This is a genomic window from Neptunicoccus cionae (assembly GCF_002860325.1).
In the GTDB taxonomy this organism is placed as follows: Bacteria; Pseudomonadota; Alphaproteobacteria; order Rhodobacterales; family Rhodobacteraceae; genus Amylibacter; species Amylibacter lutimaris.
Window position 1 is genome coordinate 223,552 of record NZ_PKOJ01000006.1, and the last position, 24,843, is coordinate 248,394.

The 24,843-nt window shown below is 57.0% G+C and carries 17 protein-coding genes and 1 riboswitch; of the genes, 8 read left to right on the forward strand and 9 right to left on the reverse strand.

Annotation, left to right across the window (positions count from 1 at the left end; genetic code table 11):
• Positions 1-70: 70 nt before the first annotated feature.
• Entirely contained in the window at positions 71-811 is a 741-nt protein-coding gene (locus C0U40_RS14885; protein WP_101656593.1) for an alpha/beta hydrolase-fold protein, read from the reverse strand.
• Between the two features lie 237 nt (positions 812-1,048).
• Positions 1,049-1,492 carry a VOC family protein gene (locus C0U40_RS14890; protein WP_101656594.1) on the reverse strand — a complete coding sequence of 148 codons (444 nt, stop codon included), beginning with the start codon at positions 1,490-1,492 and terminating at the stop codon, positions 1,049-1,051.
• Positions 1,493-1,611: 119 nt separating this feature from the next.
• A riboswitch (glycine riboswitch) is annotated at positions 1,612-1,698 on the forward strand.
• 143 nt (positions 1,699-1,841) lie between these two features.
• On the opposite strand from C0U40_RS14890, the gene gcvT reads away from it, so the two are divergent.
• From gcvT to gcvP, 4 genes are all read left to right on the forward strand, one after another.
• Positions 1,842-2,972 (forward strand): glycine cleavage system aminomethyltransferase GcvT, encoded by a 1,131-nt coding sequence (gcvT, locus tag C0U40_RS14895; protein ID WP_101656595.1) that lies wholly within the window; start codon positions 1,842-1,844, stop codon positions 2,970-2,972.
• Positions 2,973-2,998: 26 nt separating this feature from the next.
• On the forward strand, positions 2,999-3,358 hold the full coding sequence (gene gcvH, locus C0U40_RS14900; protein WP_101656596.1) for a glycine cleavage system protein GcvH: 360 nt from the start codon (positions 2,999-3,001) through the stop codon (positions 3,356-3,358).
• A gap of 22 nt (positions 3,359-3,380) precedes the next feature.
• Positions 3,381-3,722, forward strand: a complete 342-nt coding sequence (locus tag C0U40_RS14905) for a VOC family protein (protein WP_286135014.1) — start codon at positions 3,381-3,383, stop codon at positions 3,720-3,722.
• Positions 3,723-3,818: 96 nt separating this feature from the next.
• Positions 3,819-6,671, forward strand: coding sequence for an aminomethyl-transferring glycine dehydrogenase (gene gcvP, locus C0U40_RS14910; RefSeq protein WP_101656598.1), 2,853 nt, complete (start codon positions 3,819-3,821; stop codon positions 6,669-6,671).
• 49 nt (positions 6,672-6,720) lie between these two features.
• Here gcvP and C0U40_RS14915 read toward each other — a convergent pair whose 3' ends face one another.
• From C0U40_RS14915 to C0U40_RS14925, 3 genes are all read right to left on the reverse strand, one after another.
• Positions 6,721-8,196, reverse strand: a complete 1,476-nt coding sequence (locus C0U40_RS14915) for a calcium-binding protein (RefSeq protein WP_101656599.1) — start codon at positions 8,194-8,196, stop codon at positions 6,721-6,723.
• A gap of 412 nt (positions 8,197-8,608) precedes the next feature.
• Positions 8,609-9,706 (reverse strand): redox-regulated ATPase YchF, encoded by a 1,098-nt coding sequence (gene ychF / locus C0U40_RS14920; RefSeq protein WP_101656600.1) that lies wholly within the window; start codon positions 9,704-9,706, stop codon positions 8,609-8,611.
• Between the two features lie 97 nt (positions 9,707-9,803).
• On the reverse strand, positions 9,804-10,631 hold the full coding sequence (locus C0U40_RS14925; RefSeq protein ID WP_101656601.1) for a PhzF family phenazine biosynthesis protein: 828 nt from the start codon (positions 10,629-10,631) through the stop codon (positions 9,804-9,806).
• Between the two features lie 178 nt (positions 10,632-10,809).
• Between C0U40_RS14925 and trpA the strand changes: the two genes are divergently transcribed.
• Both trpA and metG read left to right on the forward strand, forming a co-directional pair.
• Complete coding sequence (gene trpA / locus C0U40_RS14930) at positions 10,810-11,601, forward strand: tryptophan synthase subunit alpha (RefSeq protein ID WP_101656602.1); 792 nt, start codon at positions 10,810-10,812, stop codon at positions 11,599-11,601.
• Positions 11,602-11,730: 129 nt separating this feature from the next.
• Positions 11,731-13,443, forward strand: a complete 1,713-nt coding sequence (metG, locus tag C0U40_RS14935; protein WP_101656603.1) for a methionine--tRNA ligase — start codon at positions 11,731-11,733, stop codon at positions 13,441-13,443.
• A 100-nt stretch (positions 13,444-13,543) separates the two neighbouring features.
• Here metG and C0U40_RS14940 read toward each other — a convergent pair whose 3' ends face one another.
• The 4 genes from C0U40_RS14940 to C0U40_RS14955 form a co-directional block, all read right to left on the reverse strand.
• On the reverse strand, positions 13,544-15,439 hold the full coding sequence (locus tag C0U40_RS14940; RefSeq protein WP_101656604.1) for an acyl-CoA synthetase: 1,896 nt from the start codon (positions 15,437-15,439) through the stop codon (positions 13,544-13,546).
• A gap of 440 nt (positions 15,440-15,879) precedes the next feature.
• Positions 15,880-16,305 (reverse strand): peptidoglycan-binding protein LysM, encoded by a 426-nt coding sequence (gene lysM, locus C0U40_RS14945; protein ID WP_101656605.1) that lies wholly within the window; start codon positions 16,303-16,305, stop codon positions 15,880-15,882.
• A 92-nt stretch (positions 16,306-16,397) separates the two neighbouring features.
• Positions 16,398-18,941 carry a penicillin-binding protein 1A gene (locus C0U40_RS14950; protein ID WP_101656606.1) on the reverse strand — a complete coding sequence of 848 codons (2,544 nt, stop codon included), beginning with the start codon at positions 18,939-18,941 and terminating at the stop codon, positions 16,398-16,400.
• Positions 18,942-19,136: 195 nt separating this feature from the next.
• Positions 19,137-20,387, reverse strand: a complete 1,251-nt coding sequence (locus C0U40_RS14955) for an N-acetylmuramoyl-L-alanine amidase (protein WP_101656607.1) — start codon at positions 20,385-20,387, stop codon at positions 19,137-19,139.
• 501 nt (positions 20,388-20,888) lie between these two features.
• On the opposite strand from C0U40_RS14955, the gene C0U40_RS14960 reads away from it, so the two are divergent.
• Together C0U40_RS14960 and C0U40_RS14965 are read left to right on the forward strand one after the other, a co-directional pair.
• Positions 20,889-23,750: a ribonuclease E/G gene (locus C0U40_RS14960; RefSeq protein WP_101656608.1), complete on the forward strand. Its 2,862-nt coding sequence runs from the start codon at positions 20,889-20,891 to the stop codon at positions 23,748-23,750.
• Positions 23,751-23,896: 146 nt separating this feature from the next.
• Entirely contained in the window at positions 23,897-24,796 is a 900-nt protein-coding gene (locus C0U40_RS14965; protein ID WP_101656609.1) for a DMT family transporter, read from the forward strand.
• Positions 24,797-24,843: the final 47 nt, after the last annotated feature.

The window sequence follows — 24,843 nt, forward strand, 5'->3', positions numbered from 1 at the left end:
CTTCCATGTTGGTTACTGCGCAATTTCTTACGGTACCCAACGTTCCGGAGCGGCAAAGGTTCCAGTGACTCTAGGTTGATTGTGTCGGACCGGCTGCCAACAGGGTGGCTTGGGTCCGTGCTTTCATTAACAACAACAGCTTGCGTGCCCGCCCTTCAATAGCCAGAGAAGTAATCTCCGGCAAACAGCCCAGCGCCTTGAGCCGTTGTGGCACGTTATGGTTTGTGCGCGGCATTACGTAGTGGCGCAGGTTCTTCGGGCGCGGGAAACGGTCCCGCTGAGGGGCTTCCCGTCCGTGACGCCCGTGGATCACGCAATAAGCGGTTTCGCCATTCAGATGGTCGGCGGCGGACCTGATTGCAAAGGCGTCAATCCGCGCACGCCAGTTGGCCCAGCGGTGATCATCCGGCACCACTTCGGGATGAACCGAAAGTTGCGGCGCAAAGGCCAGAACCTGCTGCACTTTCGTAAAGGAGGGTGCGACCAGCGCACTGAACCCGCCCATCGAATGCCCCATCGCTACAGTACGGGTTACACCGCAGGTCTGGCGGAAGCTCTCGATCTCTTCCTGCATCAGCGCAATCAGTCCCGGCGCATTCAACCAGCTTCGCTGCGGATCGGCGAGGAAGAGAACGTTGTGAATACCACCGCATGTGGCGCTGCGGATAAATTCCGGCGGCGGGCAGTCCTGATCTACGTTGCCAATCCCGGAAAAACTCAAAACCAGCGTGTCCGACGTTCCCCGATGGGCCCATGTGCGTAGCAGCCCGCTGTCATGGCGCAGCCTGATATCCAGTTGATCTGATGCCACTCTGCCTCCGACCGTTTCCTGTTATCAGAGTGCAACCAAGCAAGAACCATGTCCAGCCGCGCCGCACGAACGAAACCGGTCGGGCGGGCGAATGTTATTCCTGCAACACGTTCTGCGACCTTTAGGCCGCTCAAAGTCAGTCCGCCCTGCCCGCTGGCCAATGCCGCTGTCAATCTGGAACCAGACCACGATTGCTCCCCGTCCGGTGGTGCCGGACGGGGCAATCTTCTCAGAAACTCACCACTCGCCGGTGTTTTCCATGCTGGCCCAAGGCTCTGCCGGCGCAAGGGAGTCGCCTTCTTGCAGCAATTCGATGGACACATTGTCAGGGGATTTCACAAAGGCCATGCGTCCGTCCCGTGGCGGGCGGTTGATCACAACGCCTTTGTCCATCAGCGCCTGACAGGTTTCGTAAATGTTATCCACCTTGTATGCCAGATGACCCCAGCTGCGGCCTGTTTCAAGCTTTTCGTCACTGTCCCAGTTGTAGGTCAGTTCCAGTTCAGGGGCGTTTTGTGCGCGGGAGCTGGCCTCGTCCTTGGGGGCGGCAAGAAAAATCAGGGTAAACTTGCCTTCGGGCACCTCGGTGCGGCGGGTCTCGATCAGACCCATCTTGTTGCACCAGAAGTCCAAGGATTCATCCAGATCGGCCACGCGGACCATTGTGTGAAGATAGCGCATTATCGTTCTCCGTATCGGTGTTAATTGCCAGCAACCTATAGTGAAACAGACTGAATTCCACCGCAAAATTGGGGCCGCGATACCTTGAACAGGTTAGAATTGCATACTATGGTGCACAGCAGATCGAGTCGGGAGAAGCCAGCCCAGCTGGTGCCGAAGGAGCAACCGCCCCGGAAACTCTCAGGCAAAAGGACCGCCGATCTTACACACTCTGGAGAGAGGCACATATGTGTCCGCCGAAGGGATAGCGATCTCAGGCAATAAGAACAGAGGGGGCATCGCGGTTGCGCATTTGCGCTGCCAGACCGATGCCGGAAATCCGACCGGCTGATACACACAGGAGGCCGGATTGTCCGATCTGAAACAGACACCGCTGTATGATCTTCACCTAGAACTTGACGCCAAAATGGTGCCTTTTGCCGGCTATGAAATGCCTGTGCAGTTTCCTCTTGGAGTGATGAAGGAACACAACCACACCCGCGATGCTGCCGGCCTGTTTGATGTCAGTCACATGGGTCAGGTGATCATCCGCCCCAAATCCGGCAATATCGAAGATGCGGCACTTGCACTCGAAAGTCTGATTCCGATGGATGTGCTTGCACTGAAAGAAGGCCGTCAACGTTACGGGATGCTGACCAACGATCAGGGCGGCATCCGCGACGACCTGATGTTCGCCAATCGGGGCGACCATTTGTATGTCGTGGTGAACGGTGCCTGTAAGGATGACGATTTCGCCCATATGCAGGCGCATATCTCTGACAGTTGCGAATTGCACATGCATGACGACCGCGCCCTTCTGGCCCTTCAGGGACCGCAGGCGGAAACGGCCCTTACGCGCCTGATCCCCGAAGTAGCAGACATGGCCTTTATGGACGTGAGAACCATGCCCTACAAAGGTGTCGACCTTTGGATTTCCCGTTCCGGCTACACAGGAGAGGACGGCTATGAAATCTCTGTGCCTGCGGATCAGGCTACAGGACTCGCACGGGACCTGCTGGCAATGGACGAGGTAGAGATGATCGGGCTTGGCGCGCGGGACAGCCTGCGGCTTGAGGGCGGCTTGTGTCTTTACGGCAATGACATCGACACGCAAACCACCCCGATCGAGGCAGCGCTGACCTGGGCAATCCAGAAAGCACGGCGCAGTGGCGGAGACCGTGAAGGCGGCTTTCCGGGCGCAGACATAATCCTGTCCCAGATGGCAGATGGTGTATCCCGCAAACGGGTCGGTATTGCCCCCGAAGGCCGCGCCCCGATGCGCGGCGGCACCCCGCTGTATGCCGATAGCGACAGTGACACACAAATCGGCACCATTACCTCGGGCGGTTTCGGCCCGACTGTCGGGCGGCCCGTAGCCATGGGATACGTCGCCACCGATCTGTCCGCCAAGGACACCACCCTATTTGCAGAGTTGCGCGGGAAACGTCTTCCTGTTCGTATAGCAGCACTGCCTTTCACACCCGCAAACTTCAAACGATAACCCAACCAGACGCAGGGAACAGACCTATGAAATTTACCGAAGAACACGAATGGCTGCTGGCCGAAGACGACATCGTGATCGTAGGCATCACGAAACACGCCGCAGACGCGCTTGGCGAACTGGTGTTTGTGGAACTGCCCGAAGTCGGCGCAGAAGTGACAAAAGACGAAGATATCGTTGTCATCGAGAGCGTTAAAGCGGCCTCCGACATTATGGCTCCGATCGACGGTGAAATCGTTGAAGTGAACGAGGAACTGCTGGAAAACCCGACTCTGGTTAACGAAGACCCGCTGGGCAAGGCCTGGTTCTTCAAGATGAAGCCCGACAACATGGCGGATCTGGATGATCTGATGGACGAAGCTGCTTACAATGCGCTGATCGCCTGATCTGATGGCGGTACTGCGGATCATGCCTGATATTGCCTGCGACGACCCGGCCAAAGCAGAGGCGTTTTATGGCGACATCATCGGCATGGAGGTCCTGATGGATATGAAGTGGATCAAAACGCTGGGAGGCGGCACAGCCGCCAAACCGCAGATCAGCTTTATGACCCAAGGGGGCAATGACACGCCTGTGCCGGATATTTCCATCGAGGTGGACAATCTGGACGAGGTGCTGGAACGCTGCACCGCCGCCGGACACCAGCCCGTTTACGGGCCTGCCAAAGAAGACTGGGGCGTGCGCCGCTTTTTCGTGCACGACCCGTTTGGAACGCTCCTCAACGTTCTGCAACACATTCCGCCGGACTAACGCCCCTTTCTCTTCCGGCCCTAAGTACCAATCCTGCGTCCGCTACCCAAAACCGGATGCGCCCGCCTGTCTGAACACTGCTGCAAGGAGTTCCCTATGCCGTTCAAAGCCACCGATTACCTGCCTTATGATTTCGCGAACCGTCGCCATATCGGCCCCTCCCCTGAAGAGATGAGCGATATGCTGAAGCTTTTGGGCAAAGAGTCGCTCGACGCGCTGATTGACGAAACTGTTCCCGCAGAAATCCGCCGCAAGGAGCCACTGGTCTGGGAGCGGGCCAAATCCGAACGGGAAGTGTTGTATCACATGCGCCGCACAGCCGAGAAGAACAAGGTTCTGCACTCGCTCATCGGTCAGGGCTATCACGGCACGGTGACGCCCCCTGCCATCCAGCGCAATATTCTGGAAAATCCCGCATGGTACACGGCCTATACGCCTTACCAACCGGAAATTTCCCAAGGGCGGCTTGAGGCGCTTTTGAACTTCCAGACGATGGTGTCCGACCTGACAGGGCTGGAAATCGCCAACGCCTCGCTGCTGGATGAATCGACAGCCTGCGCCGAAGCCATGACCATGGCGCAACGGGTGGCCAAATCCAAAGCCAAGGCGTTTTTCATCGACGAAAACTGCCACCCCCAGAACATCGCAGTGATGCGCACGCGGGCCGAACCGCTGGATATCGAACTGATCATCGGCAACCCCGAGACCGATCTGGACGCAACAGCCGTCTTTGGCGCCATTTTCCAGTATCCGGGCACCTATGGTCATCTGCGCGACTTCACCGACCAGATTGCAGCACTGCACGAAGCCAAGGCCATTGGCGTCATCGCTGCGGACCCGCTGTCGCTGACCCTGCTGAAAGAGCCGGGTGCAATGGGCGCGGACATTGCGGTTGGCTCCACCCAGCGCTTTGGCGTGCCCGAAGGCTACGGCGGACCACATGCAGCTTATATGGCTACGAAAGAGGCTTACAAACGGGCGATGCCGGGCCGCCTTGTTGGCGTGTCCATTGATGCACGGGGCAACCGCGCCTATCGCCTTGCCCTGCAAACCCGCGAACAGCATATCCGCCGCGAGAAGGCCACGTCGAACGTTTGTACCGCACAGGCCTTGCTGGCGGTCATGGCGTCCATGTATGCGGTGTTCCACGGACCCGACGGACTGCGAGCCATCGCCCAGCGCATCCACCGCAAGACCGTGCGGATGGCCGAAGGGCTGGAAAGCATGGGGCTGAAGGTAGAGCCGGAAGTATTCTTTGACACAATCACCGTAGAGGTGGGCCACCTGCAATCTGTCATCATGCAGTCGGGCGTGCAACACGGTCTGAACTTCCGCAAGGTGGGTGACACCAAAATCGGCATCACACTGGATGAACGGGTACGCCCCGAAACCATCGAAGCGGTCTGGCAGTCCTTCGGACTGACACGCAAGGACGATGATTTCACGCCGCGCTACCGCGTACCGCAGGAAATGGTGCGCACTTCGGATTTCCTGACCCATCCGGTGTTCCACATGAACCGCGCCGAACAAGAAATGACGCGCTACATGCGCCGCCTCGCCGATCGCGACCTTGCACTTGACCGTGCGATGATCCCGCTTGGCTCTTGTACGATGAAGCTGAACTCTGCGGCAGAAATGATGCCGGTCACATGGTCGAAATTCTCGCTGATCCACCCGTTTGCCCCTGCGGACCAGACCGAAGGCTATAAGGAACTGATTGACGATCTTTCCGACAAGCTCTGCCAGATCACAGGTTATGACGCGATTTCCATGCAGCCCAATTCGGGTGCGCAAGGAGAATACGCGGGGCTGCTAACTATTCGGTCCTATCACAAGGCCAATGGCGAAGAGCATCGCAATATCTGCTTGATCCCCACCTCTGCCCACGGCACCAACCCGGCCTCCGCCCAGATGGTGGGCTATAAGGTTGTTGTGGTAAACTCCGCAGAAAACGGCGATATCGACGTAGAGGATTTCCGCAAGAAAGCCGAAGCTGCCGGTGATAACCTCGCCGCTTGCATGATCACCTACCCCTCCACCCACGGCGTGTTTGAAGCCACCGTGACCGAGGTCTGCCAGATTACCCATGATTTCGGCGGTCAGGTCTATATGGACGGTGCGAATATGAACGCGATGGTCGGGGTCTCCCAACCGGGGAAAATCGGCGGGGATGTGTCCCACCTGAACCTGCACAAGACCTTCTGCATCCCGCACGGCGGCGGCGGGCCGGGCATGGGGCCAATCGGGGTGAAATCGCACCTGATCCCTCATCTGTCAGGTCATCTGGACAATGAAGGCGGTGCCGGCGCAGTGTCGGCTGCTCCCTTCGGGTCGCCGTCGCTTCTGCCGATCAGCTGGGCCTATTGCCTGATGATGGGTGGCGAGGGTCTGACACAGGCGACAAAAGTCGCGATCCTTTCGGCCAACTACATCGCAAAACGGCTCGAAGGGGCGTTTGACGTTCTATACAAAGGCCCGAATGGCCGTGTCGCCCATGAATGCATCATCGACACCCGCCCTTTGAAAGACAGCGCCGGTGTTACTGTGGACGATGTGGCCAAGCGATTGATCGACTGTGGTTTCCACGCGCCGACCATGTCCTTCCCCGTGCCAGGAACATTGATGATCGAGCCGACAGAGTCCGAAACCAAAGCCGAGCTGGACCGTTTCTGCGATGCTATGCTCGCCATCTATGCCGAGGCCAAGGACATCGAAGAAGGCCGCATCGACCGCGAAAATAACCCGCTGAAAAATGCGCCTCACACAGTGGAAGATCTGGTGGGCGACTGGGACCGCCCCTACACCCGCGAACAGGCCTGCTACCCGCCCGGTGCGTTCCGTGTGGACAAATACTGGTCCCCTGTGAACCGTGTTGATAACGCCTATGGCGACCGTAACCTGATTTGCGCCTGCCCGCCGATGGAAAGTTATCAGGAAGCGGCAGAGTAAACCCGATTACAAAAAAGGACAGGCGCGGCAATCCGCGCCTGTTTTACAGTCAGAAGATGAAGTTCGAGGCATCAAAAGTCTCCACTTCAAAGGTCACACCGGAATAATCCCGCACCAGAATTATGTCCGCGTTAACCACGATCATCACCCCATCGCACCAGTCCATTACCTCAATGTCTGAAAAACGGTTGATACCCGCATAATTGGACAGGTCGATCAGATCGTTATTGGGGCGCAAATCCCCCAGCTCGTCCGGCGTATTGTCCTCTACAAAGCGGAACACATCAGCGCCGCCACCACCCAACAGCGTATCCCGCCCTTTACCGTCGATAATCACATCTGCGCCGCTGTTCCCTTCAATCAGGTCATCGCCGTCCTTACCGTCGATGTAATCCGCTTCCCGCGTTCCCCTCATCCAGTCGGCGCCTGCACTGCCACGCATCACCGCCTCCAGCGCGCTCATATCGATGGTGATCTGGGTAAATCCGTGATCCGTGTCGGAACTGACCAGCAGAACCACCTCTCCGTCGATAACGTCCACCGACAGACCTGACACATTATCAAGTGTCGTCTCATAAGTATCTGCCAACGATCCCATATGGTTAAGCGTACCGGACGCAGAAAGCTCCAGCACCGAAATCCCGTCATCCGAACCCGCCACCACCAGAAAGCTGCGGCTGTCATATTCGAAGCTCTCGATATGGCTGGCGTTCTGGAAACGGGTGTCGAGCGTGTCGAGAAGATGCTCCACCTCTCGCAATGTCCCGTCATTTGACACAGAAAACACCGTCAGGCTCGACGTTCCGGCAGAGGCCATCACCAGATAATCCGAGCTTTCGACCGTCACCGCCGCCAGCGCCTGCGGTTTGTAAAAACCTGACCCGTCAGAGGGCGCCACATCCCCGATAAACTGCAAAGTTCCGTTGCTTTTGATGCGAAAACTGCTCAGCCCTGCATCAAACGCCGAAGCCGCAAACAGATAATCCGTGCCCGCAACCGACAGATGCGCCAATGCGCTGACATCGCCCAGAAACCGCTTTGCCGTATCTGCGAAATATCCGCTCTGATCCATCGTGAACCCGTCCCCAAGCTGATAGCTGGTGATCCCGTCCCCGCCGCTAAAGACATAATCGCCGCCCGCGGTTGTCACCGCTAATGTCAGCCCGAACCCCGCAAGAGCGCCCGCGCCGGTTGCAGGCGCGAAATCACCGCCACCGGTGACATTATAGATCACCGCCTGATCTTCGTAGCGGGTAGCAGGGATCAGTCCGACAGAACCGCCGATGGTCGCAAAGGTCATGTTCCACACCGTCCGCGTTCCGGAGCTGTCGGTAAATTTTTGCGAGTCGACCACTTCCCCGATACGACCGTCAGAGAAATCAAAACTGGTAAGCGCACTATCCGCAGCGCTGGCCGCGATCACGGTCCAGCCGTGATCAAGCCCGACCAGTTCGATATCCGACACACCCTGCAAAAGCAGCTTCTTGGTATCTGTCACTGTCGCTTCAACTTGAAATGTTAACATACCGGCACCGTGGCAATGGCGCTGGGTTCCCCGGTTTGACGGGTTGAACTGTGGCGCGTTTCATCTGGTGTCCGAAGTGCGCGACAGTTTTTAACAGAATCTTACTAGATCAATTTGTAGCTTCTACAACTCTTCGAAAACCTAAAGTTAACGCGGCTTCACTGGAGCGAAAATTCATATTACCTAATGATACTAGTGCTTTAACAAATTGGCGAAATTAAAAATCTATTAAACTTTGCGGTATAGCAAACCGGCAAACCGCAGGCATTCCAGATCGAACGGGCACCTGTTATCCACAAATTTGATCTGATCGCCGCCTTCATCAGCCTGCACAGAACTAGAAAACCCCCGCCGCCTTTGGCATTCGGGCAACGGGGGTTCTGAAACTGTTCTAAACGTTTGGGACTATGTGTCAGGTATTGAAGAGGAAGTGCAGCACATCCCCGTCAGACACGATATAGGCCTTGCCCTCGGCTCGCATCTTACCTTTTTCCTTGGCACCCTGCTCCCCGCCATTGGCAACAAAATCGTCATAAGCGATGGTTTCGGCGCGAATGAACCCGCGTTCGAAGTCCCCGTGAATGACACCCGCCGCCTGCGGTGCGGCTGTGCCGACCGGAATGGTCCAAGCGCGGGCCTCTTTCGGGCCAACAGTGAAATAGGTTTGCAGGTCCAGCAATCCGTAACCCGCCTTGATCAACCGCGCGAGCCCTGCTTCTTCCAGACCCATTTCCTCAAGGAACATATCAGCCTCTTCGCCCTCAAGCTGGCTGATTTCCTCTTCGATCGCGGCTGAAATCACAACGCTGGCCGCGCCTTCAGCTTTGGCCATTTCCGCCACAGCCGCAGAATAGGCGTTTCCTTCGGCTGCGTTTTCTTCTTCAACGTTACACACGTACAAAACCGGCTTGCTGGTCAGCAGTTGCAGCATATCCCAGGCCTTGCGCTCGTCCTCGGCCACGTCAACCGTGCGGGCCGGACGGCCCTCTTCCAGTGCTTCTTTGGCGCGGCGCAGCAGCGTATCTGCCAGAACCGCATCCTTGTCGCCACCTTTCAGCTTGCGGACCAGTCCGGTCAGACGCTTCTCAATGCTTTCAAGATCAGCGAGCATCAGTTCTGTTTCGATGGTCTGCGCATCCTCAACAGGGTTCACACGGCCATCCACATGGGTGATGTCGTCATTCTCAAAACAACGCAGTACATGGGCAATTGCATCGCATTCACGGATGTTGGCAAGGAACTGGTTGCCAAGCCCCTCCCCTTTGCTCGCCCCTTTCACAAGGCCGGCAATATCCACAAAGGTCATCCGAGCCGGAATGATCTGTTTGGACTTGGCGATCTCTGCCAGCGTGTCCAGCCGTTTGTCCGGTACAGAAACCTCGCCCACGTTGGGTTCGATTGTGCAGAACGGGAAATTCGCCGCCTGCGCTGCTGCCGTCTTGGTGAGCGCGTTGAACAATGTGGATTTCCCCACATTCGGCATACCCACGATCCCAGTCTTAAAGCCCATTCCAGCCTCCGAAATTTGATGTCGCCTTCTAGGCTGCAACGGGGCGTTTCGCAACCCAGAAGACGCAATCACCACCGGGCGGAACCGGCGTGCAGGGTCAGATGATCTGTCGGGTCTCGCCTTCAACGCGAACAGGGGCACCTTTGCCTGTTTCAGGTGTAACCACCAGCCGCGACGGCATATCCATATCCTGCCCCTGATAGATCGTGAACGGCGTCTCCCCGCGTCCGCTATCCCGCAGGTATCCCGCCAGCGCTGCACCGGCTGCTCCGGTTGCGGGATCTTCGTACACACCATGGCCGGCAAAGGCATTACGGCTAAAGAATGTTTCCGCATCCTGACGATAAACCAGATTGATCGTGACAAGCGAATGGGCCTGCATCAGGGCCGCGCCCTCGTCAAAATCATAAGACATGTCGCGCAGCAGGCCGTGATTCCGCAACGGCACCAGCAAATGGCGCGCTCCGCCTTCAACCAGCTTGATCTCCAACGCGCTGTCCAGATCCTGCTCGGTCCAGCCAAACAGGGCCAGCACATCGGCTTTCAGGGTGTCCAGGGCGGGTTCCTGCCGTGTCGGCGGCGAACTCAGACGGGCCGCCCAACTGGTTCCGGACTGAAATGCCTCTACACTGATGTCCGCATCATTAAGGGCTAGCTGATAGGTCCCGGCCCCGTGAGCCGCCCCGAGTGCGGCCCCAAGCGCTATCGTCGCATGCCCGCAAAACGCCACTTCTGCTTGGGGTGCGAAATAACGCACGCGGTAGCCGCCCCCTTGCGGCGCGGCAAATACGGTTTCCGAATAGCCGACCTCGGCAGCAATCTTTTGCATCTCGTCAGCAGACGGCAGCGCGTCAGTGACAACCACGCCCGCTGGGTTCCCACCGGCACCATCAAGGGAAAACGCGGCGATTCTTTGAATTTGCATTGCAAGTTCCTTTCGTTCGTTTTCTGCCCATCTAAGCCTCGGACCCATCCGGTACAAATGCCCATTTGTGGCCCTGAAGTTCACAAAAAATGATTGAACAGGCCTGTTCCTCACTTTGCCCCATTGAATTTAGCGGCAGTCACGGGCATTCATCGCTGAACTGGAAAGAGGGCCACACATGTCACGTATCGATGCAAAATTCGCTGAACTGAAAGCCGCGGGCAAATCCGCGTTTGTTTCCTACATCATGGCCGGAGACCCGAACGTCGAAGCCTCGCTCGAAGTGATGAAAGGCTTGCCCGCCGCGGGTGTGGACATCATCGAACTGGGGGTCCCTTTCACTGATCCGATGGCAGATGGCGCAACGATCCAGCTTGCGGGCCAGCGCGCCCTTGATGGCAAGATGACCCTGAAGAAGACGCTCGCTATGGCGACAGAGTTCCGCAAGGAAGACAACACAACCCCGATTGTGCTCATGGGCTATTACAACCCGATCTATCACCACGGCGTTGACCAATTTGTCAAAGATGCCAAAGCCGCCGGTATCGACGGTCTGATCGTCGTAGACCTGCCGCCAGAAGAAGATGATGAACTCTGCCTGCCCGCCAATGCCGCCGGTCTGAACTTCATCCGTCTGGCGACTCCCACAACGGATGCCAAACGCCTGCCTAAAGTGCTGCAAAATACATCCGGCTTTATCTACTACGTCGCGATCAATGGCATCACCGGCTCCGGCTCTGCCAATGCGCAGACTGTGGGTGCCGAAGTGGCCCGCATCAAGGAAAGCACGGATATTCCGGTCTGCATCGGCTTCGGGATCAAAACCCCGCAGGATGCACAGGAAATGGCCGCCGTTGCAGACGGCGCGGTGGTCGGTTCTGCCATTGTCGAAAAGCTCGGCGCGGGCGAACCCGCAGCGGATGTTCTGGCCTTTGTTAAAACACTGGCAGATGGTGTCCACGCCGCCTGATTTCCATTTTCGGCCAATATCCGGGGGTTAAAGGGGCAGCGCCCCTTTGATTCCCCTCTGGCTTGGCGGTAAGTCTTCCGCTAAACCACGCAGCACGCTCCCACGCATAATAATCCAAGGCACGTATCCATGGCCCGTATTCTGATCACCTCCGCCATTCCCTATATCAACGGGATCAAACACCTCGGCAATCTTGTAGGCTCGCAACTGCCTGCTGACTTATATGCCCGCTACAACCGTGCGCGGGGCAATGAGGTGATGTTCATTTGCGCCACCGATGAACACGGCACGCCGGCAGAACTGGCCGCTGCCAAGGCTGGCAAACCGGTTGAAGAATACTGCCGCGAAATGCACGCCACGCAATCCGAACTGGCCGAAGGGTTCCGCCTGTCTTTCGATCACTACGGCCGCTCTTCTTCCGAACGGAACCATAAGCTGACCCAGCATTTTGCCGGCAAACTGGCGGATGCGGGGCTGATCGAAGAAGTGCTTGAAACACAGGTCTATTCCAACGCCGACGGACGCTTCCTGCCGGACCGCTATATTGAGGGCACCTGCCCGAACTGCGGCTCAGAAGATGCACGCGGTGACCAGTGTGAGGTCTGCACCAAGCAGCTTGATCCGACCGATCTGATCAATCCGCGCTCTGCGATTTCCGGCTCGACCGATCTGGAAGTGCGTGAAACCAAACACCTCTACCTGCGCCAGTCGACCATGCGCGACAAACTGGACCAGTGGATCGACAGCAAGACCGACTGGCCGGTTCTTACCACCTCAATCGCCAAGAAATGGCTGCATGACGGGGACGGTCTGCGGGATCGCGGCATCACGCGGGATCTCGACTGGGGCATTCCGGTCAAACGGGGAACCGAGGACTGGCCCGGCATGGAAGGCAAGGTTTTTTACGTTTGGTTCGACGCGCCCATCGAATACATTGCAGGCACTGCCGAATGGGCCGATGCCAACGGCAAGACGGATGCCGATTGGGAACGCTGGTGGCGCACCGACAAAGGTGCAGACGATGTGAAATACGTCCAGTTCATGGGCAAGGACAATGTGCCCTTCCACACCCTCTCCTTCCCGGCCACGATCATGGGATCGGGGGAGCCGTGGAAGCTGGTGGATTACATCAAATCCTTCAACTACCTGAATTATGACGGCGGCCAGTTCTCTACTTCCAAAGGGCGCGGCGTCTTCATGGATCAGGCGCTCGATATTTTGCCGAGCGACTACTGGCGCTGGTGGCTCTTGTCCCATGTTCCCGAATCCTCGGACTCAGAATTTACATGGGAAAACTTCCAGTCCTCTGTGAACAAGGATCTGGCGGATGTTTTGGGCAACTTCGTTTCCCGCGTGACAAAATTCTGCCGCTCCAAATTCGGTGAGGTTGTTCCCGAAGGCCCCGCCTACGGCGCTGCCGAGCAGGCAGTGATCGAGGCATTGCAGGCCCGTCTGACAACCTATCAGACCCATATGGAAGCAATGGAAATCCGCAAGGCCGCGAACGAGTTGCGGGCAATCTGGACCTTGGGCAACGAATACCTGCAAGAGGCCGCCCCCTGGTCCAAGTTCAAGGAAGACCCCGAGGCCGCTGCAACCTCTGTACGTTTCGCCCTCAATCTGATCCCGTTCTACGCCATACTGTCCGAACCCTTCATTCCGGACGCGTCAAAAACCATGCTGGACGCAATGAATACGGCGCCGGGTTGGCCTGACAGCGTGGTCGATGCTTTGAACGCCCTGCCAGCCGGACACGCTTTTACTGTGCCAGAAGTGATGTTCGCCAAAATTACGGACGATGCACGGGACGAAATGCAAACCCGCTTTGCCGGAAAATCCTGACGCCCCGACTAATGCCGCAATGGCTTCAATGTTCCAAACATACTCATAAAAAAGGGGGCCGCGGCCCCCTTTTCCATTACCGCTCCAACGGAAACAGGGGCTAGGCCCATTCCCAAGGATTAATAAAGCCGCCAAGAACATCAGATACTTGCGCGTCCGTCACCGACGGGTCGGTTTTCTTAAGCTGTGCAACCAGCCCGCGTTTCTTGTCTTCGATTACCTCGGCCACAGAGGCGCCAACACCTGCATTCGCAAGCGCTGCGTCATAGATCCGCGTGATGGCCTTGCGCCGCAGGTCCGGTTTAAAGATCTTGCCCACGGCCGTTTTCGGCAGTTCGTCCAGAATTTCGATGTACTTCGGATGGGCCGCCCGTTCCGGAACGTGATCCTTGGCAAATTCCATCAGTTCGTCGACAGAGGTGTTCGCACCTTCCACGAGTTCTACATAGGCGCAAGGCAGCTCCCCTGCATGTATATCCGGCTGGCCGATAGCACCCGCAAAGGCCACATCCTTGTGTCCGGCCAGCGCCTCTTCGATCAGGGCCGGATCGATATTGTGACCGCCACGGATAATCAGGTCTTTCGCACGACCGGTGATCCAGAGATAGCCGTCACTGTCGAACCGCCCCAGATCGCCCGTGCGCAGATGGGTGCCACCCGCATAAAGACCAACGTTTTTGGAGGCATCTGTGTAAGTCTCTCCGACCATCACGCCCGGGTTGTTGACGCAGATTTCGCCAACCTCATCCACTTCACACTCTTTGGTGATAGAGCCGTCCTCGGCGCAATGCAGGATTTTAACGTCCGTATAGGGATAGCGCAGACCAACAGACCCGATTTTCTTCTCCCCGTATTTCGGGTTGCCGGACACCAGACAAGTGGCCTCCGTCATGCCGTAACCTTCAAGGATTTCAACACCTGTCACATCCTGAAAGCGGCGGAACAATTCCACTGGCAGCGGCGAAGACCCGCACATCGCGCCTTCCAGCGTGGAAATATCCGCATCCACAGGACGTTGCATAAGTGCTGCCGCCGCCGTGGGAACAGTGACCATATAAGTCGCCTTGTAGCGTTCTACCAGCTTCCAGAAGTTGTCAAACACCCCGTCCCCGCGATAACCAGCAGGGGTCGGGAAAACGATATGCGCGCCCGATGTGATCATCGCCGCCCAGAACACATGAGCCGCCATGACGTGGAACATGGGCAGCGGACAGATCACAATATCCGTTTCCTTCAGCAGCATAAGGCTGCCCAGCATCCCGTTATAAAGGATACCGGAATGGCGGTGCTGCGCGATTTTCGGCATGCCTGTGGTGCCACCGGTGTGGAAATAGGCGCAGAACGGATCGTTCAGATCCTCTTCAAAATTCAGTTTGTCACCGGATTGCGCCGCCAGCGCCTTGTTAAAGTCGAGCACTTTGGCATTGTGTTTCGCTTCCACTTTCGGGCGTACCAGCGGCACGATGAACTTTTTCAAACCCGTCAGATGGGTCAGCAAATCCACCTCAACGATGGTTTCCACATTGGGAGCTTGTGCCACGGCTTCTGCAGCCAGTTGAGCCACTTCGGTTTTCGGGAAGGCTTTAAGGGTTACCAGCACTTTGGCACCGGTTTCGCGCAGAAGTGCTGCGATCTGGTCGGGCTTCAAAGTCGGGTTGATCGGCGCCACGATGCCCGCTGTCATACCGCCCATCATGGTAATCGCCGTTTCATGGGTGGTAGGCAGGAGGTACGCCACAACATCCTTTGGGCCAACCCCAAGAGAACGGAACAGATTGGCCGCCTGAGTAACCTTGTGTTTGGTCTCGTTCCAGGTCAGCGTGATGTTCGGGTCTGTGGGACCGGACAGCAACTGAAAGCTGACCGCTGCACGGTTGCCGTTGGCCTCGCAGGTCTGTTCCAAGCGTTCATAAACAGTACGCGCAGTCCAGCGGTCTTCGACCGGCATTTCGGATTCGATTTCAACAACGGATGCCAGATCACGTAAGATGGCCATGAATTTATCCTCCCAGAAAGGCGTTCGGGCGCCTGTATTTATGGGGACAGAATGGGGGTAAAAAACCGTTAGGGCAAGGTTTACGCTGGGGAAAAAACAAAGTTTGACCCGAGTGAGTTTTCAGCGGGGACTTTGCACACAAAACGATCAGTGCAAACCGGGAACAAGCACACCTTAAAGACACCGCACTTCTGGCGGCAGAATGGCAGTTTCCCGCAACCCTGTGCGCCTAATAACTGTATCGTCCATCCTTCACATAGGAAGCGTCAATTAAGTCGCTTCAGTGTGACGGGAGCTTAAATCAAATTTTCATCAATTTGACCGTGACAGATCTGCTCTAAATCCATTGCACAAAAAACAACCCCGCCAGTTCAGGCGGGGTGTCCTAATTCTATATACATGTGACACAAACCTGCGCATCACAATTTGGGGGTGCAAAATTACGCGACAGGGATACGCAGAACCTGCCCCGGATAAATCTTGTCGGGATGGGACAACATCGGTTTGTTGGCCTCGAAAATCTCGTTGTAGCGGTTGCCATCTCCCAGCGCTTTCTGCGAAATCGCCCAGAGCGTGTCGCCCTTCTCTACCGTGTGGAACACCGGATCGTCGCCCCCTGCACTGTCGTCGACAGCGGCCACACCTTCTACGTTGCCAACTGCAAGAATGACCTTTTCTTTCATTTCCTGACTAACAGCAGTACCGCCAACCGACACAGTGTCGCCATCTACTTTGATGTCCAGCCCTGTCGCATCCAGACCAAGATCCGCGATCTCTTTCTTCAGCGCGTCTTCTGCAGGAGCCGCTTCCGCAGCACCACCAAATACCGATTTACCGGCATCCTTAACAAAACTCCAAAGTCCCATAAATCTCTCCTAAAAAGTTGATTGGCGTGAATGCCTGAGGCCACCATTGGCCAGCCTGCGGCGAAGATCAAGTAATCCCCGCAGGCAAATTCCTAGTAAAGACCGCCGGACGATAGCGACCCGAAAGAGGCCTTGGGAGGAATTACCTTCTGCTGGCCCGTGGAAGTGGTGATGACGGTTTCCGTGTCATCTTCTCCGCGTCCGTAAAGTTGCAAATCCTCACCCATCGCAAAGCCGCCATCAATCACGCTGAACATGCCGTATTCCGGCTCTTCGCCCATGCGGAACAGTTCGGCCACCACATTCGGACCGGTGGCATCCGGCGGCAGGCGCGCGCCGGAGTAGCGGTCAAATTTGATAAACCGCGTATTGGGCGGCACTTCGAAATCAGAGGAGCCATAAAGTTTGATCGCTTTTTTCATAAAGCTGTTGAACACAGGACCGCACATGCCACCGCCCGATGCACCGCGACCAAGGGCCCGGGGCCGGTCATAGCCGAGGTAACAGCCGGCGACGATGTTGGGGGTAAACCCGACGAACCAAACATCTTTTGCATCATTTGTTGTTCCGGTTTTACCAGCAACAGGTACGCCCAGTTTCACTGTTCCGCTTGCGGTGCCCCGCTCTACAACGCCGCGCATCATGGAAGTCAGCTGATAGGCCGTGACAGCATCCATAACCCGTTCGCGGTTGGACACAATGCGCGGCGATACACCCGGCTCTAGAGAAGCCAGTTCGCATCCTTCACATATCCGTTTGTCATGGCGGTAGATCGTTTTGCCCCAGCGATCCTGCACACGGTCAACCAGCGTCGGTTCGACCCTCTCGCCGCCGTTGGCAAACATGGCGTAGGCTGCGACCATCTTGAACAGCGTCGTTTCCTGCGAGCCGAGCGCATTGGCAAGGTATTCCCCCATATCGTCGTAGACCCCGAACCGTTCGGCATAATCCGCAACAACATTCATCCCGACATCCTGCGCCAGCCGGATGGTCATCAGGTTACGGGACCGTTCAATACCAACCCGCAGCGGGGCCGGCCCGTAGAATTTATTCGATGCGTTTTTCGGACGCCACAATCCTTGCGGTGTCTGCACTTCGATCGGGGCATCCACCACAATGGTGGATGGGCTGTACCCGCTGTCCAGTGCGGAAGCATAAACAAACGGCTTGAAAGAAGAACCCGGCTGACGTGTCGCCTGCGTTGCACGGTTGAATACAGAGGCCTGATAGGAAAACCCGCCCTGCATCGCCAGAACCCGGCCCGTATTGGTATCCATAGCCATGAAACCGCCCTGAATACGCGGAATCTGGCGCAGGCTCCAGCGGACGAAAGATCCGTCGCTGTCTTTGGTTACAGCGCGCACATAGATCACGTCCCCGACGGACAGCAGGTCAGACGGTTTGCTTGCCCGTTTACCGGCGCGCCCGTTATCCAGCAGAGGCCGCCAGTTAAATTCGTTCTTGGGCAGGTAGTGGCCGTCTTCGTCCTCATCCACCCCTTCAATCCCGATACGTGCAGAGGAGTCACCCAGTTCCAGAACCACGGCCGGATGCCAGCCGTCGATGTCCCGTGGCATATCCACATCGCCCAAGGCTGCGCGCCAGTCCGCTTCGGTGCCGAGTTTGGCCGGATCAACCTTGCCTGCCGGTCCCCGATAGATGCCCAGATTCCGGTCATATTTTTCCAGACCGGCCCGCAACGCCAGCGCTGCTTCTTTTTGCAGCACAGGATCCATCGTCGCACGAATGCTCAGCCCGCCCCCAAAGAACTCGTCCTCACCAAAATCGCTCGAAAGCTGTCGTCTGATTTCATCGGTGAAATAATCCCGTGGCGGACGCTCTGCGCGGGAGGATTTGAAATCGCCCGACTGCACGGTCAGCAGGTCACTTGCCTCTGCCGCTTCGTAAGTGGTTTTGTCGATGTATCCGTTTTCGTACATCTGCCCGAGCACGTAGTTGCGCCGTGCAATCGCGCGTTCCTTCTGGCGCACCGGATGATAATCGCTCGGCGCTTTGGGAAGTGCCGCCAGATAGGCCGCTTCTGCCACAGTTACCTCTTCAAGGTTCTTGCCGAAATACGTGTCAGCCGCAGCCGTCACACCATAAGAGTTCTGGCCGAGGAAAATCTCGTTCAGATACAATTCGAGAATTTTGTCCTTGTCGAGCGTCTCTTCCAGCCGTGTCGCAAGGATAATCTCTTTAATTTTCCGTTCAAAAGATCGTGACCCGTCAAGCAGGAAGTTTTTCATCACCTGCTGCGTGATGGTGGATGCCCCGCGCAACCGGCCGCCCTGCGCCGCATCAAGGGCGGCCTTGACGATACCTTGCAGGTCATAGCCTTTGTGTTCGTAGAAATGTTTGTCTTCGGCGCTGACGAAAGCCTGTTTTACAACATCCGGCACTTCGTCGGCAGGCGTAAACATGCGTCGTTCGTGGGCAAATTCGTCCATGACCTTGCCCTCGCCGGAATACACACGGCTGATGGTAGCAGGTTCGTAACTCGCCAGTGCCTGATGATCCGGCAGGTCGCGACCGTACATCCAGAACACCGCGCCCACAGCAACCACCACCATAACAGCACCGATGGTCAAGCCGCTGAAAATCCAGCCGAAAATATTCAGTATAAAACGCAGCACCCGCGCGACTCCCCAACTCTTGCAAGGTATCTTACCAATCCGCATGACACGGGTCAAAGCAGCCCAAGGGCCGATTTGGCTCAAACTCGCTCAAATCCGACTTATCAGGGCTGATTTAGGGGTTTTGAGCGAAAGATAAAGGGATTCTTTTACGTGTCCGTCAATCTCGCCCCTGCGGAAGGCCGGAACAGCCCCCTATTGGCGCAATAAACGGCCCTGCGCTGCATCCTCCAGCGTCCAGGCATCAAGCGCGTTCAGGATACCGGCAATCACCTGTCCCCGCCAGCGTTTGGTCAGAAGATTGTTCAGGTCGCTCTTGTTCGACATAAAACCAAGTTCCACCAGAACTGAGGGAATATCAGGCGCCTTCAACACGGTAAAACCGGCGCTCAGGTGAGGCCTTTTACGGATACGACCAACCGATTTGGCAATGCCGTTGACCAGCATTTCTGCAAGCATGTCACTGCGCACGCCGGTTTCCCGCTGGGCCATATCCATCAGCACCGCCGCGATCTGGTCATCCTGATTGCTCAGATCCACACCTGCCAGAAGATCAGAGCGGTCGTGCTGCTCTGCCAGTTGCGCCGCCATTGTGGAAGATGCTTTAGCTGATAGGGTATAAACCGTTGTTCCTGTTGCACTTCCCTCTGCCAGAGCATCGGCATGAATGGAAAGAAACACATCCGCACCCAAGGCACGCGCTACTGAAATCCGGTCCGGCAAGGACAGAAACACATCTTCAGTGCGGGTCAGTTTAGCCTGAAACCGCCCCGTGCGGATCAGCGCCTCTTGCAGTTCCCGAGCGAATTGCAACACGAGGTCTTTTTCCTCGTAGCCGTCTCGCTCTGCTCCGCCATCCACTCCGCCGTGACCTGGATCAATCACTACGACTACAGGTCTGTCGCCCAACTGGCGCTGTTTTGGCTTGCCCGCCTCTGTCGGCTTGGGCAAAGCCCATCCGTCCTCTTCCCGTTCGGAGGACTTCAGTGCAAATTCTTCCCGACTGGCAGAGGCCATAGTGACATCGAGAATCGCAGTTCCGCGCACTTCGTTAACCCGCATTTCAGCCTTTTGCGGCAGAATCGGGTAGGCCAGATCAAGCACCAAACGCGACCAGCCGGGCCGGAAGATGCCAAATCGTAACCCCTTTACCACGTCGCTTTGATCGACTTTACCCGGTTCAAAGCCGCTCCAATCCACTTCTTTGAAATCAAATACGATGCGCGGCGGATCGTTCAGAGCAAAGACACGGTATGGCACGGGCTGGGAGAGATGCAATCGCAGATTGACCGTATCGCCAGAGTTGTCCTCTATGGTAGATCGCGCCCCGTCAACACGCGCAAGCGCCTGTAAATCCTGCGCCCAAACAGGGTGAACCCCTGCCAGAACCACGCTCGCAAACAAGGCCGCACCGGCAACCGCCTGTTTGAAAAATCCACTGCTCATTTTACTGCCTCGCCTCTTTTCCAGAGATCACTTTAACGGGAGTTTCCCGTGCCCGCACACCATAGCGCAGCTAAAAACCGATTGTAATTCCCCAATCCACCCCATAAGACTAATTTGTAACAGCGGTTCAAAGAACCCCTGCTTAAACAGTTTCGCTGATGAAACGCGATGATGGTCTGGGCCCCGAGCGGCGCCCGCTGTCAGGATCGCCTTCACCGGCAGGGCCAACCGGCCACCCGAATTGCGCAGGCCGCGCCTTTACAGCAGAGCCAGCGCCAGAGCTTGGCATCCGACCATAAGGATGCTGGAGATAACCGCGATGAAACGCGTTGACTATGTTGACTACACGCAGGGAGCAGGCCAACCGCCTGCCCCGTTTTTGCGTCTTGACGACAGCAACGCCATTCAAATCGCCCCAATTTACCACGCAAACTCTACATCGGCTCCCCCTGGAAACAGCGGGGTCCGCCCCTGTGCGGACGTGCGTGCGAAAGATACACTATGGCTAAAAAGATGCTTATTGATGCCACCCACCCGGAAGAGACCCGGGTTGTGGTGGTCGATGGAAACAAGGTAGAAGAATTCGACTTTGAATCTGAAAACAAACGCCAGCTGGCTGGCAACATATACCTTGCAAAAGTAACACGGGTCGAACCCTCGCTTCAGGCAGCATTTGTGGATTACGGTGGAAACCGGCACGGATTCCTCGCATTTTCGGAAATTCACCCCGATTACTATCAAATCCCTGTCGCCGACCGCGAAAAGCTGCTGGCAGAGGAAGCCGAATACGCCAAGGCAGTTGCCGAAGAAGAAAACCGCGAGAAGCCGAAGCGCTCCCGCCGGACCTCCCGTTCCAAAAAGAGCGAAGCCGCCAGTGATGGCGCGGCAACCACCAAGGACGAGGTTATCTCTTCGGATGTGATCGATCTGGAGTCTGACGACACCGGTCTGGTCGATGTGCCCGAAGCGGCTGAAAAGAAGGCCACTCCGCAGGTCGCAGACGAAACCGCACCCGAGTCAAATGAAGACGCGGTAGCCGAGGCTGCACCATCCGATGCCGAAGCCCCCGCAGAGGCTCCGGCAGAAGCAGACGCCACTGTCGATGCTGAAACAGCCGAAGCGCCCGCGGAAACCGTCGCCCCGAGCGAGGAAACACCTGACGAAGGCCCCATCGTGGAGTCTCAGGTCGAAGCCGTAGAATCTGATGATGCCACCGAAGAAGTCGAAACCGGTGACGCCGAAGCAGAAGCCGATGATGTGCGCGCTGAATTCCGCCCGCGCAAACCACGGGCACGGCGTTACAAGATTCAGGAAGTCGTCAAGGTTCGCCAAATCCTGCTGGTTCAGGTCGTAAAAGAGGAGCGTGGCAACAAAGGCGCTGCGCTCACCACATATCTGTCTCTGGCCGGTCGCTATTGCGTCCTGATGCCAAACACAGCCCGTGGCGGCGGTATTTCCCGCAAGATCACCAATGCGTCGGACCGCAAGAAGCTGAAAGACATCGCAAACGAGATCGAAGTCCCCGAAGGTGCAGGCCTGATCATCCGCACAGCCGGTGCGAAACGCACAAAAACCGAGATCAAACGCGATTACGAATACCTGATGCGCCAGTGGGAGCAGGTCCGCGACCTGACCCTGAAATCTATCGCACCTGCCGGTATCTACGAAGAAGGCGATCTGATCAAACGGTCGATCCGGGACCTTTACAACCGCGACATCGACGAAATCTTCGTTGAAGGCGATGCGGGTTACCGTGTGGCCAAGGAATACATGAAGATGCTGATGCCAAGCCACGCCTCCCGCGTGCGGCACTATGCTGAATCCCTGCCCCTGTTTGCACGCTATCAGGTCGAATCCTACCTCGACGGAATGTTCAACCCGACCGTGCAACTGAAATCCGGCGGCTATATCGTCATCGGCATTACCGAAGCGCTGGTCGCGATTGACGTGAACTCCGGCAAGTCCACCAAAGAAGGCTCGATCGAGGATACTGCCCTGCGCACGAATCTTGAAGCCGCCGAAGAAGTGGCACGCCAGTTGAAACTGCGCGACCTTGCCGGTCTGATCGTGATCGATTTTATCGACATGGAAGAACGCCGCAACAACGCTGCTGTTGAAAAGCGCATGAAGGACCGGCTGAAGAACGACCGCGCCCGCATTCAGGTCGGCCGTATCTCCGGTTTCGGCCTGATGGAAATGTCCCGCCAGCGTCTGCGCCCCGGTATGCTCGAAGCCACGACACAGCCTTGTGCAGCCTGTCACGGCACCGGCCTGACCCGCTCGGACGACAGCATGGCTCTCTTGATCCTGCGCGAGCTGGAAGACGAAGGCACACGCAAACGCACCCGCGAGGTTCTGGTCACAGCGCCCGTGGCCATTGCCAACTACCTGCTGAACGAAAAGCGCGAACATATTGCTATGATCGAGGCCCGCTATGGCATGGCTGTCCGGATCGAAGCAGATGTTCACCTGATCAGCCCGGACCACAAGATCGAAAAATTCAAGACCTCTACACGCCGGATACCGAAGGCGCCGGTCCACGCGGCTGTCACCATCGACAGCGTAGAACCCTTTGAGGTTGACGAAGACGAACAGGCGCCAGCGGCAAAAGCCAATCCTGTCTCTGACGTGGACACCGAAACTTCGGACGAACAGCCCAAGAAGAAGCGCCGCCGCCGTCGCCGTCGCGGAGGTAAAGACCGCGCGGATACACAGAACGCGGAAAACGGGGATCAAAACGGGTCCGAAGACGCGAAATCCGACGCCAAAGAGGACGCAGCAGCGACCGAACAGGGCGAAGAGACCAAATCCGCCGAGACCGCTGCAGAAACAGCAGAGGCTCCTGCCAAGAAATCGCGTACGACGTCCCGTCGCCGCAGCAGTTCCAAAGCCAAAGAAGACACGAGCGCCGGTGAAGCCGAGCAGCCGCAGGACGCTTCCGCTCCGGCAGACGCGCCTAAAGGCGACAGCTCCGATGCACCAGCCGCGGATACGAAGGCCGAACCGGATGCGGAACAAGCCGCTAAACCGGCAGAAGAGAAACCGGCAAAACCGGCCCGCAAGCCGCGCACCCGCAAACCCGCAACCCCCAAAGCGGATAAGGCCGAAACAGCCAAAGCGGAAGACGAGGTAGAGGAAACCAAACCCGAACCGGTAACTGCCGAGCCGGCCGCCGCTTCGGCCCCTGCACCCGCAGCCGCACCGGAGGTGGTTGAAATTCCGATCACCAAATCCCCTGCGCCTGCGCAAGCCGCACCGGAAACCGCGGCAGAGCCGGAAGCAAAGGCAGAAGAACCGGCTGCACCTCCGGCCAAACCGAAGCCGAAACGTTCCGGTTGGTGGTCCCGCGCCACAGGCAAATAGGCCGATATACAGATGCAATAAATAGGGGCCCCTGTGGCCCCTTTTTTACGTTCGGTGGTTTGGGCAAAGAAATATTGTACCCCTCCGGCTTCTCCGTTAGGCATGTCCCATCAAGATATTGTAGACGCAGAGTTTAATTTTCCCAGATGAGCGACGAGCAATCCCAACCGCTAAAAGCTGCCATGTTCATGACCGGTGCAATGTTCAGCTTCACGCTGATGGCGGTGTCCGGGCGGGAACTGTCAGACTCGCTCGATACCTTCGAAATCATGACATACCGTTCGGCCATCGGGCTGGTGGTGGTCCTGTGTCTGGCAGCAATCAACAAACGGATGGGCGAAATCTCGACCAACCGGCTTGGCCTGCACACCGTGCGCAACCTGTTTCATTTTACCGGACAGAACCTGTGGCTTTATGCGCTGATCTACATCCCCCTGTCCCAGCTTTTCGCCTTTGAATTTACCAGCCCGCTGTGGATTGCCCTGCTCGCGCCGCTGTTTCTCGGCGAAAAAATGAGCCGCACACGGATCATATCTTTCATCCTCGGGTTTATCGGCATTCTGATCGTGGCCCGCCCCGAATCCGCACCAATTACGCTGGCCACCGGCGCTGCCGCCGCCTGCGCCATCATGTTTGCCTTCACCACGATCGCCACCAAAAGCCTCAGCCGCACAGAGCCGACCACCTCCATCATGTTCTGGTTAACCGCCATTCAGGGTGTTCTCGGACTAGCCTGTGCGGGATACGATATGGATATAGCCCTGCCCGCGCTGAACGATTTGCCTTGGGTGTTCTTTGTCGGCCTTGGCGGCCTCACCGCCCATTACTGCATTACTACTGCGCTGAAACTGGCCCCTGCAACAATCGTTGCACCACTGGAGTTCCTGCGCCTGCCGCTTGTGGCTGTGGTTGCCTTCTTCCTCTATGGCGAACCGCTGGTCGCAGCGATTTTCATCGGCGCAGCTCTCGTCTTCGGGGCCAACTACCTCAACATCCGTGCGGAAAACAAAGCCAACCTCGCCCGCGCCCGCGCGACCGCCCACTAAGCAAGACGCTGTCTGGCCTCAATGTTCCCCAAATACTCCCGCCGGAG

Coding starts and splice junctions, on each gene's coding strand:
- C0U40_RS14890 (WP_101656594.1), bottom strand. CDS start 1,492: ATGCGCTATCTTCACACAATGGTCCGCGTGGCCGATCTGGATGAATCC.
- gcvH (WP_101656596.1), top strand. CDS start 2,999: ATGAAATTTACCGAAGAACACGAATGGCTGCTGGCCGAAGACGACATC.
- C0U40_RS14905 (WP_286135014.1), top strand. CDS start 3,381: ATGCCTGATATTGCCTGCGACGACCCGGCCAAAGCAGAGGCGTTTTAT.
- gcvP (WP_101656598.1), top strand. CDS start 3,819: ATGCCGTTCAAAGCCACCGATTACCTGCCTTATGATTTCGCGAACCGT.
- C0U40_RS14915 (WP_101656599.1), bottom strand. CDS start 8,196: ATGTTAACATTTCAAGTTGAAGCGACAGTGACAGATACCAAGAAGCTG.
- ychF (WP_101656600.1), bottom strand. CDS start 9,706: ATGGGCTTTAAGACTGGGATCGTGGGTATGCCGAATGTGGGGAAATCC.
- C0U40_RS14925 (WP_101656601.1), bottom strand. CDS start 10,631: ATGCAAATTCAAAGAATCGCCGCGTTTTCCCTTGATGGTGCCGGTGGG.
- trpA (WP_101656602.1), top strand. CDS start 10,810: ATGTCACGTATCGATGCAAAATTCGCTGAACTGAAAGCCGCGGGCAAA.
- metG (WP_101656603.1), top strand. CDS start 11,731: ATGGCCCGTATTCTGATCACCTCCGCCATTCCCTATATCAACGGGATC.
- C0U40_RS14940 (WP_101656604.1), bottom strand. CDS start 15,439: ATGGCCATCTTACGTGATCTGGCATCCGTTGTTGAAATCGAATCCGAA.
- lysM (WP_101656605.1), bottom strand. CDS start 16,305: ATGGGACTTTGGAGTTTTGTTAAGGATGCCGGTAAATCGGTATTTGGT.
- C0U40_RS14955 (WP_101656607.1), bottom strand. CDS start 20,387: ATGAGCAGTGGATTTTTCAAACAGGCGGTTGCCGGTGCGGCCTTGTTT.
- C0U40_RS14960 (WP_101656608.1), top strand. CDS start 20,889: ATGGCTAAAAAGATGCTTATTGATGCCACCCACCCGGAAGAGACCCGG.
- C0U40_RS14965 (WP_101656609.1), top strand. CDS start 23,897: ATGAGCGACGAGCAATCCCAACCGCTAAAAGCTGCCATGTTCATGACC.